Annotated in this window: 12 protein-coding genes and 1 pseudogene; 5 read left to right on the forward strand and 8 right to left on the reverse strand. The window is 69.6% G+C overall.

Annotation, left to right across the window (positions count from 1 at the left end; translation table 11 throughout):
* Positions 1-72 precede the first annotated feature (72 nt).
* The 4 genes from D7X30_RS07140 to D7X30_RS07155 form a co-directional block, all read right to left on the reverse strand.
* Positions 73-1461 carry an ammonium transporter gene (locus tag D7X30_RS07140; RefSeq protein ID WP_120562091.1) on the reverse strand — a complete coding sequence of 463 codons (1389 nt, stop codon included), beginning with the start codon at positions 1459-1461 and terminating at the stop codon, positions 73-75.
* A 240-nt stretch (positions 1462-1701) separates the two neighbouring features.
* Positions 1702-2088 carry a hypothetical protein gene (locus D7X30_RS07145; protein WP_120562092.1) on the reverse strand — a complete coding sequence of 129 codons (387 nt, stop codon included), beginning with the start codon at positions 2086-2088 and terminating at the stop codon, positions 1702-1704.
* Positions 2089-2100: 12 nt separating this feature from the next.
* Positions 2101-2616: a hypothetical protein gene (locus D7X30_RS07150; protein WP_120562093.1), complete on the reverse strand. Its 516-nt coding sequence runs from the start codon at positions 2614-2616 to the stop codon at positions 2101-2103.
* A gap of 65 nt (positions 2617-2681) precedes the next feature.
* The gene (locus D7X30_RS07155) at positions 2682-7025 is read right to left on the reverse strand and encodes a DEAD/DEAH box helicase (RefSeq protein WP_199724197.1); all 4344 of its coding nucleotides are present in this window, start codon (positions 7023-7025) and stop codon (positions 2682-2684) included.
* Positions 7026-7215: 190 nt separating this feature from the next.
* Between D7X30_RS07155 and D7X30_RS43790 the strand changes: the two are divergent.
* From D7X30_RS43790 to D7X30_RS07170, 4 genes and pseudogenes are all read left to right on the forward strand, one after another.
* Positions 7216-7454, forward strand: a pseudogene (locus D7X30_RS43790) (DUF2380 domain-containing protein); the annotation flags it as partial.
* A complete protein-coding gene (locus D7X30_RS07160) occupies positions 7338-7676 on the forward strand; it encodes a DUF2380 domain-containing protein (protein WP_370051374.1) in 339 nt (112 codons plus the stop codon). The pseudogene D7X30_RS43790 and the gene D7X30_RS07160, both read left to right, overlap by 117 nt.
* Positions 7676-8419 carry a double-CXXCG motif protein gene (locus D7X30_RS07165; protein WP_120562095.1) on the forward strand — a complete coding sequence of 248 codons (744 nt, stop codon included), beginning with the start codon at positions 7676-7678 and terminating at the stop codon, positions 8417-8419. Before D7X30_RS07160 ends, D7X30_RS07165 begins: the two co-directional genes overlap by 1 nt.
* A gap of 114 nt (positions 8420-8533) precedes the next feature.
* Positions 8534-9469 (forward strand): pirin family protein, encoded by a 936-nt coding sequence (locus tag D7X30_RS07170; RefSeq protein WP_120562096.1) that lies wholly within the window; start codon positions 8534-8536, stop codon positions 9467-9469.
* On the opposite strand, the gene D7X30_RS07175 is transcribed toward D7X30_RS07170, so the two are convergent.
* Together D7X30_RS07175 and D7X30_RS07180 are read right to left on the reverse strand one after the other, a co-directional pair.
* Entirely contained in the window at positions 9460-10068 is a 609-nt protein-coding gene (locus D7X30_RS07175) for a DUF2378 family protein (RefSeq protein ID WP_120562097.1), read from the reverse strand. The genes D7X30_RS07170 and D7X30_RS07175 overlap by 10 nt on opposite strands.
* A gap of 83 nt (positions 10069-10151) precedes the next feature.
* Positions 10152-11612, reverse strand: a complete 1461-nt coding sequence (locus tag D7X30_RS07180; protein ID WP_120562098.1) for an ATP-binding protein — start codon at positions 11610-11612, stop codon at positions 10152-10154.
* A gap of 174 nt (positions 11613-11786) precedes the next feature.
* On the opposite strand from D7X30_RS07180, the gene D7X30_RS07185 reads away from it, so the two are divergent.
* Positions 11787-12746, forward strand: a complete 960-nt coding sequence (locus tag D7X30_RS07185; protein WP_120562099.1) for a PLP-dependent cysteine synthase family protein — start codon at positions 11787-11789, stop codon at positions 12744-12746.
* Between the two features lie 4 nt (positions 12747-12750).
* On the opposite strand, the gene D7X30_RS07190 is transcribed toward D7X30_RS07185, so the two are convergent.
* A complete protein-coding gene (locus D7X30_RS07190; protein ID WP_120562100.1) occupies positions 12751-13842 on the reverse strand; it encodes an aromatic ring-hydroxylating dioxygenase subunit alpha in 1092 nt (363 codons plus the stop codon).
* A gap of 41 nt (positions 13843-13883) precedes the next feature.
* Positions 13884-14297 (reverse strand): four-helix bundle copper-binding protein, encoded by a 414-nt coding sequence (locus tag D7X30_RS07195; RefSeq protein ID WP_120562590.1) that lies wholly within the window; start codon positions 14295-14297, stop codon positions 13884-13886.
* Positions 14298-14348: the final 51 nt, after the last annotated feature.

Genomic DNA, 14348 nt, shown 5'->3' on the forward strand with positions numbered 1-14348 from the left:
CCCAACGCACCACGGGGCCCACCCGCGTGAAGCGAGGGGCCCCGTGTCTACGGCATCGACAGGGAGAGGATGTTACGCGGGCACGGGCTCCGACGAAGCGGCGTGCTCCGGTGCTGTGGGCGCGCTCGGGGCGGGCGGAGTGGGGACGGCGAGCGCCGCGGTGGGGACCTCGCCCACGGTCTCTCCGTGCTGGCTCAGGTCCAGGCCCTCTTCCTCCTGCTCACGGGTGACGCGCAGCGGGACGATGCGGTCGACGATCTTGTACAGGATGTATGAACCCACGAACGAGAAGACGGAGACGACGACCAGCGCCAACAGGTGCATGAGGAAGGTGCGCGTGGTGCCGTAGAGCAGGCCCACGTCCTTGGCGAGCACGCCGGTGAGCACCATGCCCACGATGCCGCCCAGGCCGTGGCAGGGGAACACGTCGAGCGTGTCATCCAGGGCGGTGCGGCTCTTGAAGTGCACGGCGGCGTTGCTGACGAAGCTGGCGACCAGGCCCACCACGATGCTCTGCCCCACGGTGATGAAGCCGGCGGCGGGGGTGACGGCGACCAGGCCCACCACCGCGCCCACGCAGGCGCCCATGGCGCTGGGCTTGCGGCCGCGCAGCCAGTCAAAGGCGATCCACCCGAGCATCGCGGCGGCGGAGGCCGTGTTGGTGGTGGCGAAGGCGAGCGTGGCCAGGGACGACGCGGACAGGGCGGAGCCCGCGTTGAAGCCGAACCAGCCGAACCACAGCATGCCCGTGCCGAGCATCACGAAGGGGACATTGGCGGGAGCGTGCGTGGCGTGCGTCAGGTGCACCTGGCGGCGGCCCAGCACGATGGCGCCCGCGAGCGCGGCGAGGCCCGCGGACATGTGCACCACGGTGCCACCGGCGAAGTCGAGCACGCCCCACTGGCGCAGGAAGCCCTCCGGGTGCCACGTCCAGTGGGCGAGCGGCGCGTAGATGAAGACGCTGAAGAGCACCATGAAGAGCAGGTACGCCTTGAAGCGCACGCGCTCCGCGAACGCGCCGGTGATGAGCGCGGGGGTGATGATGGCGAACTTGAGCTGGAAGAGCGCGAAGAGGAGCAGCGGCACGGTGGGCGCAAGGTCCGGGTGCGTCTCACCGCCCACGCCGCTGAACATGAAGAAGGTGCGCGGGTCACCGATGAGGCCGTGGAAGCTGTCGCCGAAACAAAGGCTGAAGCCCACCACGACCCACAGCACGCTGATGACGGCCATGGCGATGAAGCTCTGCATGAGCGTGGAGACCACGTTCTTCAGCCGCACCATGCCGCCGTAGAAGAACGACAGGCCGGGCGTCATCAGCAGCACCAGCGCCGTGGCGGTGAGCAGCCACGCGGTGTCCGCCGGGTTGATGGGACCGCCCTGCTTCACCTGCGCCGCCGGGGCCACCAGGAGTCCCGCCACCCCCACCGCCACCAGCAGGGCCACCGCCATCCACTTCTGCATCGCCGCACCTCCCCAGAGAGCTGACGCGATGCATCGTAAGCCTGAAGTGGGCTAACTTCAATCCGTCAGGACCTAGATTTCACAAAATTAAGCCTAAACTCAGCATCTCGAAGCACAGCGGACAACATTTCAGCAGCAAACACCGAGACAGGGGCCTGGTCGCTACCTCCTGTCCAGGATGCGTCCCTGTCGGTCGATCGCGTAGAGGGCGCCACCCTGGGCGAGGCTGTCCTCCGTGGGTCAATCCTCCTCCGACTCCATCGCGTTCAGTTCTTCTGGCAGCGGGGCGTTCATCAAGGTGAGCCGCCCAGGGAGTTGGACCACGAGGAAGCCGGCACCGCCGATCCGGATGTGCATGCCATGTACGGCTGTACCTTCATTGAGCCATGCATCGGCTTCAGTCCGCGTTCCGAAATCCCGTTCGACCTTGATCTTGAAATCCGGGCTGAGGATCTCACGGTAATAGCGCTTGAAGTCGTCCAGCTTGTTCATGTGCCGGACGTAGACGAGGCAGATCGCCGCGACCTGGAGGGCATTCCATTCTCGTGAACCCTTCTCGTGACGCTGGGTCTCGTCATCCAGGACAGCGAGCACATCCTCCACATTGATCTCCGGCTCTTTGCTCACGGATACGTCCTTTCAAATGGGGCTCAAAACCAACAGGCCCGCAGGAGCCACGACGAGCGAGAAAGCCACTCCCCCGACGATGACCACGGTTCCCAATACGACCTCGGACTTGTGGTCCCGAAGCCATTCCAACGCGGCAGTCATGTCAGGGAATCGCAGTTCCCGTTTCGCGCCCTGTTGCTCCAGAGCCTCCTGTTCCTTGATGCAGTTCATGAACGCTTCAAGGCATTGGCTCGTGCAGAGCCGGTGGTGGCTCTCTGAGTGCTTCTCCATGTCTTTCACTGTCGGCTTTCGTCTCCAGCACTTCTGGAAGCACTGCTTCTGCATCTCGCCGCAGTAGGCATCCGCCCCAGAGCCGCCTGTGCCAGGTCCTTCAGCCGTCCCGACGCCTCGTGCATCCTCGGAGACGACATAGGTCTTCCGCTCGGGACGTTGGGTGTGTCCACAAGCGGTGGCCAGCATCACCATGAGGACGAAGAAGGCCCCGGCATGAGAACCGGGACTTCTGTGCCGGACGCTGGGGCTCATGGGCGTCACTCCACTCCCGAACCCCAATCGTCTTCAAGCCGCGACGGGCCTCTGTCCCGCGCAGGTCAGTTCACCTGCGCGAGCGAACCATCGACTTCCGCGTCCTCGTTCTCCGACGCGTCCTCCACCGCGTCCACGCCCTGCGGAATCCCATCCACGTAGGTGACGACGTTGTTCGGCAGCGCGGCCACGCGCGGGCCCGGTGTCACCACGCCCGTAAGGTTCAGCGGATCCACGCCGGACAACTGGATGCGCACACCTGACGGAGGCGCACGCCGCACCGCTCGCGCCATGTCCACCGCTTCTGGCAGCGCGAACTGCTCACCCACGAAGCCGGACACGAAACGCCCGCCTCGCAGCTCGCCTCGCGCTTCCATGCGCCGGTAGACGAACAACAGGTCGCGCCACGTGGGCGCCAGCGATTCGCGCATCACCAGGTCACGCCAGACGATGCCGTAGCGCTGGAGGAACAGCTTCGCCAGCGACTCCGTCACCTCTTCCTGTGGCTTCGGCTCCGAAGGCGCCAGCAGGCTCCAGCGGCCCGGCCCGCCCCGGTTGAGCAGCTTCTGCCGCTTGCGGTGCGCCGGGCTCTGCAGGATGCGCAGGTTCTGCACCGCGTCCGCAGTCACGAGCCCCTTCGCCACCAGCTCCCACAGCGCGTCCTCCACCTCCGCCGGCAGCCGCCGCGCTCGCGTCACCAGGTCCTGGAAGAAACACGCGCCCCGCCGCTCCAGCACGCCCACCACGTCCTTCGCCGCCGCGCTCAGGTCCGGCGGCGTCCACACGCCGCCATCCGCCAGCACCGCGTGCGGACGCGCCGCCGCGAGCATCCACTCCAGGTCCTCGCGCACCGTGAACGTCAACGGCGCGTTGCGCGTCGGTGAGGACCGCTTCGCCACCACCGGCTCCGGCGCCTCCACCGGCGCGCCCCTGCGCGGGCCCGCGGGCTTCGGCGGATCCTTCAGCGTCACCCGCCCCCATGCGACCTCGCCCGCGTAGCACGCGCGCTCCATCAGGTCCGGCGTGTAGCCCCGCATGCGCACGGGCAACAGGAAGCGCTCCCACGCGGAGGCCGGCGCTTCGTACCCCTGCAGCAGCCGCACCGCCTTGAGCAATCCCGTGGAGCCGCGCAGCGCGTCCACGTCCTCCAGGTGGTGCCACCGGAAGAGGAAGCGCATGAAGTCCTGGGGACTCAGCGGCTCAATTTCGCGGCGCAGCCGCCCCACCGTCAGCCGGTGGATGCGCTGGAGCAATCGCCGGTCGCACCACTCCAGCACCGGGCTTCCGTCCGCGTCCCGAGGCACCGGCACGTCGTCCTGTGCGCGGAACTGGCCTCGCAGCACGCTGCCCTGGCTCTCCAGGTTGTGCAGCGCCAGGTTGATGTCGTCCGGATCCAACAGCGTCAGCCGCGCCAGCTCCGTCACCGTGGTGGGCCCCACCAGCTCCATCCGCCCACGCACCACCTGGAGCACCGCCGCGTCGCGCTCCACCGGCCGGTCGTACTCCAGCACCGGCAACACCGGCTGCGTCCGCGCGTCCGGGAAGAGCGCGCGCACCGCGTTGCCCCGCTCCGCCGACACCAGGAACCGCCCGCCCTGCCGCTCCAGCCAGGCCACGCGCCCCTGCTTGAAGAGCCCTGTCTCCAGGCCCCGCGGCACCTCCGACGCTCGCACCAGCACGAGTTGCAACAGCGCGTCGTGCAGCTCGTCCTCGTCGCGCATCGGCTGCGCGGCGTCCTCCACCACCTGCCGGATGGCGTTCGCGTCCAGCGCGCCGAACGCCGCCGCGTCCTCGGCCGGCATCGCGCGGCGCAGGGCCACGTTGCGCACGCGGCGCTCCTCGGCCGGCGCGTCGTCCAGGAAGGTGTAGGGCTGGCTGTTGATGAGCGCGTGCGCGAAGACGCTCGGCTCCGGGACGTCTCGCGCGACCAACTGGATGCGCCCGTCCTTCATGCGCCGGAGCACCTCGCGCAGCCCGTCGATGTCCATCGCCTCGCGCAGACAGTCGTCCATCGTCTGCTTCACCAGCGGATGGTCCGGCAGCTCCACGTCCCCGCCGCCGTGGTTGTCCTGGCAGCCCACCTGCGCGGGGAACACCGCCGCCAGCAGGTCCTCGCTGCGCGCGCGCTGGAGGTTCGGCGCCACGCGCTTGCCTCCCATCATCCGGTGCAGCGTCAGCGCTCGCGACGCCACCCACCGGAAGCGCGTGCCGAAGATGGGCGCCTGGAGGATGGCCTGCACCAGCACCTCCTCCACGTTGTCCGGGTGCAGGAAGTCGAAGATGTCCGCCAGCGGGAACGAGTGCTGTTCCCCCAGGCTCAGGAGGATGCCGTCCTCCGTGGCCGCCGCCTGCAACTCGAAGTCGAACGAGCGGCAGAAGCGCTTGCGCAGCGCCATGCCCCACGCGCGGTTGATGCGGCTGCCGAACGGCGCGTGGATGATGAGCTGCATGCCGCCGGCCTCGTCGAAGAAGCGCTCGGCGACGATCTGGTTGTGGCTGGGCACCACGTCGCCCAGCATCTTCTTGCCCAGCCGCAGGTAGCCCAAGAGCGCGTCCACCGCGGGCGGCGGCACGCGCAGGAGCTTCTCCAGGAAGCCCGCGGGGTCATCGTGGCGCAGCAACTCCTCGCGCAGCCGGCCCACCTGGAGGCTCAGCTCGTCCGTGCGGCCCGGGGCCTCCCCGCGCCAGAAGGGCACGTTGGGCGGCGCCCCCTTCGCGTCCTCCACCATCACCGTGCTGCCCATGACGCGCTGGATGCGCCACGCGGTGCTGCCCAGCAGGAAGATGTCCCCCGGCGAGGACTCCACCGCGAAGTCCTCGTCCAGCGTGCCCACCACCTTGCCTTCCGGTTGCGCGGTGACGCTGAAGCTGAACGTGTCCGGAATGGCGCCGCCGTTGGTGAGCGCGGTGATGCGCACGCCCCTGCGCCCCTTGAGCCGCTGGTTCACCCGATCCCGGTGCAGGTGGATGCTGCCCCGGCCGCGGCGCTCGGAGACGCCTTCGGAGAGCATCTCCAGCACCTGCTGGTACTCCTCCCAGGTGAGGTCCTGGTACGGGTACGCGCGCTGGAAGATGCTGAAGAGGGCGCGCTCGTCCCATTCCTCGCACGCGCACGCGGCGACAATCTGTTGCGCCAGCACGTCCAGCGGCTTCTTGGGGATGCGGACCGCGTCCAGGTCGCCCTCGCGCACGGCGTTGAGGAGCGCGACGCACTCCACCAACTCGTCGCGCGTCATCGCGAAGAGGACGCCCTTGGAGATGCCCGCCTTGTGGTGGCCCGCGCGGCCCACGCGCTGGAGCAGCACGGAGATGGCCTTGGTGGTGCCCAGTTGCACGACCAGGTCCACGTTGCCCACGTCGATGCCCAGCTCCAGCGACGCGGTGGCCACCATCACGCGCAGCTGACCGGCCTTGAGGCGCTCCTCGGCGGACAGGCGCATCTCGCGGGACATGCTGCCGTGGTGCGCGGCCACCCACTGCTGGCCCAGGCGTTCGCCCAGGTCGTGCGCCACGCGCTCGGACATCTTGCGCGTGTTGACGAAGATGAGCGTGGTGCGGTGCTCGCTGGAGAGTTGGATCAGCCGGTCATAGACCTGCCCCCACATCTCGTGGCTCGCGATGGAGGACAGCTCCGCGTCCGGAATTTCGACCTTGAGGTCCCACGGGCGCTGGTGGCCCACCTCCACGCGCTTGCACTCGGTGAGGGACGCGCCGGTGAGGAAGCCGGAGATGGCGTCCAGCGGCTTCTGCGTGGCGGACAGGCCCAAGAGCTGGGGCCGCACGTCGGTGAGGGCCTTGAGGCGCTCCATGGACAGCGCGAAGTGGCTGCCGCGCTTGTCGCGAGCGAGCGCGTGGATTTCGTCCACGATGACCGTGCGCACGTGGCGCAGGGTGGCGCGGGCGCGCTCGGCGGTGAGGTAGAGGTAGAGGGACTCGGGCGTGGTGATGAGGATGTGCGGCGGGCGGCGCACCATCTGGGCGCGCTCGCCCGCGGGCGTGTCGCCGGTGCGCACCTGGACGCGCAGCTGCTGGGGTTCGTAGCCCTCTTCGCGCGCCAGGGTCATCAGCTCCTCCAGCGGCTGGAGGAGGTTCTTCTGCACGTCGTTGCCCAGGGCCTTCAGGGGCGACACGTAGAGGACGCGCGTGTGGTCGGGCAGCGTGCCGTCGAGCGCCAGGCGGAACAGCGAGTCCAGCGCGGCGAGGAACGCGGTGAGCGTCTTGCCGCTGCCCGTGGGCGCGGCGATGAGCACGTCATGGCCGCCGTGGATGAGCGGCCAGCCTTCAATCTGCGGACGGGTGGGTTCGCCCAGGCGTGAAGCGAACCAGCGCCGCACCACCGGGTGGAAGGCGGCGAGCGCCGGATGGGCCGCGGACTCCGACGAGAAGGCGAGGGCGATTTGAGGGGACATGGCGGGCTCCCAGAGGGCCAGCCTGAACACAGGTACAGCGCGTCGTCAACGGACGGGGGGTGCCGCCTCCTCGCTGACTGAACCTCCAGACGGGCATGTGCGTCGCGGTAACCTTCCGGGCGCGACGAACCGCTTCCCTTGAAGAGGCCCCACCATGCGGATGGGATTGCTGTTGCTGGTCGCCTGCATCATGGGCTGCGCTTCTGTCCGCGCCCCAATGACGGAATGGGGTGCAGCAGAGGATGACTCACCTCCGGACGATGCTTGCGTCCTTTCACTCCAATGCGATGGAGACGTCTGCGGCCTCTACGCGTGTCATGCCCTCCCTACAGGCCGGGTGGTTCGCACCTTCAGCAATGCACCCGTGTTCGTCGCTCCAGGCGGCACCGCGCAGCGCAACTGGGGGAGTGCACAGCGGCTCCCAGGCGACTCCCTTCCCGTGATGCGGAGGTCCATAAGCGCATCCATCGCGAAGCGGACCGAGGTCCCTGGAACACGGAATGGCTGGCGTTTCGCGAGCGGACCCGGGGACGCGCCACCAAGCCCATGCACTTCGAGCAGGCCTCGCTGATGATCCAGCGATTCGACCTCTTCGGGCTTACGATGACCTACTGGCAAGGCGTCGACCTCGCCCCCATTCCCGAGCCGTGATGCCGATGCGCTTCTACCAACTCCAACGTCCGGCCCCTTCCACTCCGCGACACTGGAGCGGCAGCCTCTCCGCCGAGCACATCTGGAGCCTGCCCGGGGTGGAGTGCCCCACCTGCCATGAGACCTGGAGCGGCCAGTTCACGCTTCCTAGCGTGAATCTGTCCTCGTTGCCCGAGCGCGACCTGCTGGTGGAACCGCGTGTCGAACCCCACGCGGAATACGCGCGCCTTGCGTCCCATGTGCAGCCGTTCCTCCCAGCCGATCTGTCCCCGGAACCCGGCATGCAATTCGGTCCGCTTCGAGGCACGGCGAGCGGAACCTTCGGCCCCTTGAGCGCACGCTACGGCTGGGAGGTACTGGTCACGCAGGAAGCCTTGCGGCACCTCCAGGCCGTGGGGATCCGGGGGCTCGTTCCTGTGCGCGCGGAGTTACAAGGACTCGATTCAGGAGTCGTGCTGTATGAGCTGGAGCTTCCTCTGCGCGGGCTTCTGCACCGAGACGCAGTCCTGACAGGTCCCAGGTGCCCAACCTGCGGCTTGTACGAGGCACGAATCTCGCCCGAGCCCTGGCTGGATGGAGATGACCTCCCTCACGACGTGGACCTCTTCCGCCCCACGAACGGAACGACGTTCACCTTCGTCAACGAACGCTTCGTTGAAGCAATCGAAGCCCTGGGCCCATCCGACGTGATGTTTCGCGAAACCGCTGTCGTGCCGGAATGCCGCACAGGCTCGGTCCACTGAGTTCAGCGCCGGACCGTACAAGCACGCAACGCCGCCCCTCATTCCGCGGAAAAGTGAGCCGCGCGCTCCAGCCCGAACCGAGGCACACTGAGCGCCTTGAAAAGGAGCTACACCATGAGCTGGGAAGAAGACCTGCAGGGCCGTGAGCCCCCGCCCTCCCTGGAGACGCTCATCGTCCCGCGCGTGCGCGACCTGGGCGACGGCTTCCATGTCCGGCGCGCCCTGCCCTCCGCGCGCCGCCGCATGGTCGGCCCCTTCATCTTCCTGGACCAGATGGGCCCCGCGGACTTCGACCCCGGCCGCGGCCTGGACGTGCGCCCCCATCCGCACATCGGACTGTCCACCGTCACCTATCTCTTCCAGGGCGAAATCCTCCACCGCGACTCGCTGGGCTTCGTGCAGCCCATCCGCCCCGGCGCCGTGAACTGGATGACCGCCGGCCAGGGCATCGCCCACTCCGAGCGCACCGGCCCGGAGACGCGCGCCGCCGGTGGCCGCCTCTTCGGCATCCAGGCCTGGCTCGCCCTCCCCAAGCAGCACGAGGAGACCGCCCCCGCCTTCGTCCACCACCCCGCGGACACGCTCCCCATCATCGACGGCGAGGGCATCCACCTGACCGTCATCGCGGGCCAGGTGCACGGCGGCAAGTCCCCCGTGCGCGCCCACTCCGACCTCTTCTACGCGGACGCGAAGATGGAGGCGGGCTCCCGCCTGAAGCTCTCCGCCGAATACGAGGAGCGCGGCCTCTACCTCGTGGAAGGCACCGTGGAGGTGGAGGGCACGCGCTTCCAGCCCGGCGAACTGCTCGTGTTCAAGCCGGGCAGTGAGATCATCCTCAAGGCGGAGTCCTCCGCGCGGATGATGCTCCTGGGCGGCGAGCCCATGGACGGCCCGCGCTACCTCTTCTGGAACTTCGTGTCGTCCTCCAAGGAGCGCCTGGAGGCCGCCAAGGCGGACTGGAAGGAGGGCCGCTTCGCCGCCGTGCCCACGGAGACGGAGTTCATCCCCCTGCCGCCGGATGATCCGCCCGCGCCCGTGCGCTACCCGTAGAGCCGGCGCACCGGCGCCAGCGTGCCCGCGGGCCGCTGCGACTTCGCCTGCGACCACGTCAGCCGGTACGTCGCCGCAGTCCCGTCGAAGGCGATGGGCTTCACCTCCGGGGAGCCCGCGCCCGACGCGCGCAGCGTCTCCGCCAGGAAGCCGCAGGCGAAGAAGGGGTTGTCCGCCAGCACGTCCTTCACCCACAGGGTGGCGTCCTGCTTGGACAACTCCTCCACCCGCACCTCGTTGAAGTTGTTGCCCGCGCGCAGGTTGTACGGCACGCGCTCCAGCGTCTTCTGCGGGCCCAGGTGCGTGACCAACTGCATGCTCGCCCGCCCCACGGACGTCTGCTGGAAGCCCTTCAGGTAGCGGGCGCCCAGCTCCAGGTAGGCCGACTCCAGGGTCTGGCCAGGGAAGACGTCCCGCGCGGCCACGTCCAGGAAGACGCGCCACTGCTCCAGCGAGTAGTGGGGGCGCAGCGGCTCCGACAGGTTCAAGCCCGCGGCCTTCAGCTTCTGGCGTCCTTCACGTGTCAGGTAGGGCCCCAACGCACGCACGAAGAGGGCTTCCACGCTCTGGGCGAAGATTTGCTTTTCGGATGGGGCCATGCCCCCAGGGTGGGGGCGCCCCTGCGCATCCGGAAGGGTGGACGCCATGCATCCGTCCACGAGTCGTCAAACCCGTAGCTTTTTCAGCCTCGCGGCAGACGCACCGTGAAGGTCGTCCCCTGGGCCTCGGTGGAGGTCACCTGCACGGTGCCGTCGTGGGAGCGGACAATCTGGCCGGCGATGTAGAGCCCCAGGCCCAGCCCTCCGGCCGTGCCGCGCTCCCGGTCGCTGCGGCCGGCGCGGCGCCACGCGGCGAAGAGGTGCGGCAGCTGCTCCGCCGGAATGGGCGCGCCCAGGTTGTGCACCCGCAGCACGGCGTCCCCGTCCAGCCCCTCCGCGCTCACGCGCACGGGTGAATCCGGCGGGCTGAACTTGAGCGCGTTGGACACCAGGTTGCCCACCACCTGCTCCAGCCGGTCCGCGTCCCACGCGCCGCGCCCGTCACCCCGCACGTCCAGCAGCACCTCGCGCTGGGGCTGGCTGGCGCGCACTTCCTCCACCGCGCCGCGCACCACGTCGAACAGGTCGCAACGCGAGCGCACCACCGGCAGCCCCGCGCCCAGCCGCGCCCGCGCGAAGTCCAGCAGCTGGCGGATCATCCGATCCATGCGCACTGCGCTGGTGAGGATGCGCTCGGTGAAGACGCGCTGACGGTCGGACAGCTCACCCTGGCGCTGGAGCTGCTGCGCGGACATGGACAGCGCGTTGAGCGGATTGCGCAGGTCGTGGCCCAGGATGCCGATGAACTGCTCGCGGAAGTCCTCCGCGTTGCGCATCTCCGTGATGTCCTGGCCGGTGGCGATGACGGCCTCCACCGCGCCCGTGGGCCCGGTGGCCGGGGACATCGTGTACTCGAAGTGCCGCGGGCCCTGGTCCGAGGACAGGCTGACGCGGCCGCGCTGCACCTGGCCCGTGCGCCGCGCCGCGTCCAGCGCCTTCGCGTAGGGCTCCAGCTGCGGGTCCATCTCGCGAATCGCGTCCATGCTCCTGCCCGGCACGTGCACGTGGTGCGAGCCACGCGACGCGGCCACCGCCTGGTTGGCGTAGATGAGCGTCCCGTCGCCGTCATAGAGCGCGATGGGGTCCGCCGCCGCGGCCATGGCCAGCTCCAGGAGGCGGCGCTGCTGCTGCACCTGGTCGGAGAGGACGCGCACCTCTCGCTCCGCGCGGCGCAGGCGCAGGAGCGCGTGCACCTGGGCCACCAGCTCCTCCGGATCCACCGGCGCCACCAGGTACGCGTCCGCGCCGTGCTCCAGGCCCTGCGCCCGGTCCGCGGCGCCCACCGCCTGCGCGGACAGGTGCAACACCAGCGCGTTGCGCGTGCGCGGGGAGGCCTTCAGGCGCCGGCACACCTCCAGGCCGCTCATGTCCGGCAGGCGGACGTCCAGGATGACCAGGTCGGTGTGCTCGTCCGCGAGCGCCAGCGTCTCGCTGCCCGTGCCCGCCTCCAGCACCTGGAAGCCCGACAGGGACAGCACGCGCGACGTGACGTAACGGCTGGCCAGGTCGTCGTTGACGTTGAGGATGGTGGGCGAGGAAGGCATGCGGGCGGATGAAACCGTGGCCCTTCTTCGTAATGGCTGCCCCCGGGCGCGCCAAGTGTCGCACGTGGGAAAATGTCTTCTCTGACGGAACAGCCAGGGGAACGGGCGTCCGCGGCCGCTCGCTGGACGACAGGGTGGCTCCCCCGCCAGCGCGTTTCGCGATAGGGATGACCCATGCGCCCTCCCTGCCGCCCGCTCCCCGCTGATGGTCGCTTCCTCCAGGCCGTGGGGCCCACGCCGCTCGTGCCCGTGCGGCTGGACCCGGAAGGTCCGACCATCTGGTGCAAACTGGAGTTCCTCAATCCCAGTGGGTCCACAAAGGATCGCATCGCCCGGTACATGCTGGAAAAGGCGTGGCGTCTCGGGGAGCTGAGCCCGGGCGGCGACGTGGTGGAGGCGTCCAGCGGCTCCACCAGCATCGCCATGGCGCTGGCGAGCGCGCAGATGGGCTGCCGCTTCACGGCGGTGATGCCGGAGGGCGTGACGGAGGAGCGGCTCATCGCCATCCGCGCCTACGGCGGCGAGGTGGAGCTGGTGCCGCGCTCGGAAGGCATCCGGGGCGCCATCGCGCGGGCGGAGGCGCTGGCGAAGGAGCGCGGCGGCTACGCGCCCCGCCAGTTCGAGAACCCGGACAACGCGGAGGCGCACCGCGTGTGGACGGGGCAGGAAATCCTGGCGCAGGTGCCGGGCGGGCTGGTGCACGGCGTGGTGAGCGGCGTGGGCACGGGCGGCACCATCGTGGGCCTGTTCCAGGCGTTCGCGGAAGCGGGCTGTCCGGTGACGCCCTTCGTGGCGCGGCCCATCGCCGGGCTGGGATGTGACATCGAGTGTTGCAGCTTCAGCGCGCGCGTGCCGGGCGTGGTGGACGGCCTGTCGCGGCTGTACCGCGAGGCGGACATGCCGGGCCGGGTGGAGCTGGACGTGTCGGACGACCTGGCCATGAGCACCGCGCGGGCGCTCATCCGCCGGGGCTTCCCGGTGGGCCCGTCCTCCGGCCTCAACTACGCGGCGGCGGTGGAGGCGGCGAAGCAGCTGGGCCCGCAGGCCCAGGTGGTGACGGTGTTCCCGGACCGCATGGAGCGCTACTTCTCCACGGAGCTCGTGCAGCCCCGGGCCGCGCCGAAGGCTGGCTGAGGTTTCACGTGCGCATGCGCACGCGCGTCTCGTGCACCGTGTCCGGAGGCGGCGCGGTGCGCTCGCGCTCCTGGGCGCGCATCAGGCGAAGGATGCTGGGCCCCAGGACGTCAATCTCCGTGGAGGCGTAGGCCTCCGTGCCGAAGCGGCGGATGGAGTCCGTCTGCCGCTCCAGGATGCGCACGTCCTGCCCGAAGATGTGCAGCCCCACCGGCAGCACGAAGGGCACCGCGGCCTTGAGCAGCCAGCGCGGCACGGGCAGCTTCACCGTCACCACCGCGTACACGAGCGTGTCCCAGTCACTCACGGGTGTCATGGCGGAGTTGACCAGGATGTGGCTCTTCTCCCCGATGCGGTACTCCACCTGCGCGATGGACGGCATCAGGAAGCGGTCGAAGTGCTGCACCACCCCACCGCCCGGCGCGAGCAGCCGCCCCACGAGCCCCTTGGGCGCGGGCTCGCCCAGGTACTCCGCCTCCACGCGGTCCGCGCTCCTGCGCACCACCACGTCGATTTCGTTCTTCTTCTCCGCGGTGCGGAACAGGCCGCCGTGGAGGAAGGCCGTGTGCGGCACGTCCAGCGTGTTCTCCAGCACCGCGTGCAGCGACCCGGGCGCGCGCAGCACCCGGCGCACGGTGGTGTAGTCCGCCGCGTCCAGCAGCGGGAAGCGGAAGGGCTCCGACGTGGGCTCCACGCCGGGCGTGGAGTAGACCCAGACGAAGCCGTCCTGCTCGCGCGTCGCGTAGGTCGCGGCGCAGCGGGAGCGGGCCTCGGGCTCGCCCACCAGGCCGGGGATGAGCCGGCACTGGCCTCCGGTGTCGAAGCGCCACCCGTGGTAGCCGCACTCCAACTGCCCGTCCTTCACGCGCCCCAGCGACAGGGGCACGTTGCGGTGCGGACAGCGGTCCATCAGGGCCCCGGGCTTGCCGCCCTCGCCCCGGAAGAGCACCAGGGGCGTGCCCTGCAGCGTGCGCGCGAGCGGCTTGTCCCCCAGCTCGCGCGACGTGCAGAGGATGAACCAGGAGTGCGGAAGCCGGACCACGGAGATGTGACTGGGGGGCGCACCTGGGGTGCGCCCCTCCTCGCGGGCGTTCATGCGCCCAGTCTAATGGGCCCGGGCCTCCGTGCACGCCCCCTTCAGGCGGGCAGGTCGGCGAAGCGTTGGGCGGCCTCCGGGTTGAGGGGCTGGGGCATCACCCCGCCGCTCATCCCCCGGCAGGATTCCTCACAGCGGCGGCACGCGTACGCGCAGGCAGCCATCAGCCCCTCGTTGCCCAGCTCCTCGCAGGCGGTCGCGCAGGCGGCGCACACCTCCGCGCAGGCGAAGCAGGTGCGCGAATGCAGGTCCGAGCCGCGCAGCATGAAGCGCGCGCTCGTCTCGCAGATGTCCGCGCAGTCCATCAGCAGCCGGAGGTGGCCGGGCTCGGCGAGCCTGCCTCCCCGCTTCAGGCAGTCCGCCAGGGTCTCCAGGCAGACGCGGTGACAGGCCGTGCAGTCGTCGATGCACTCCCGAATCGCGTCGTCGCCTCGCATCACTTCGGCGTTCGCCATGGTGGCTTCCTTTCGGGCCAGTGAGCTTCGGGCCTCACTCACGGTGGGCAC

The sequence above is a fragment of the Corallococcus sp. AB011P genome, from assembly GCF_003611605.1.
GTDB lineage: Bacteria > Myxococcota > Myxococcia > Myxococcales > Myxococcaceae > Corallococcus > Corallococcus coralloides.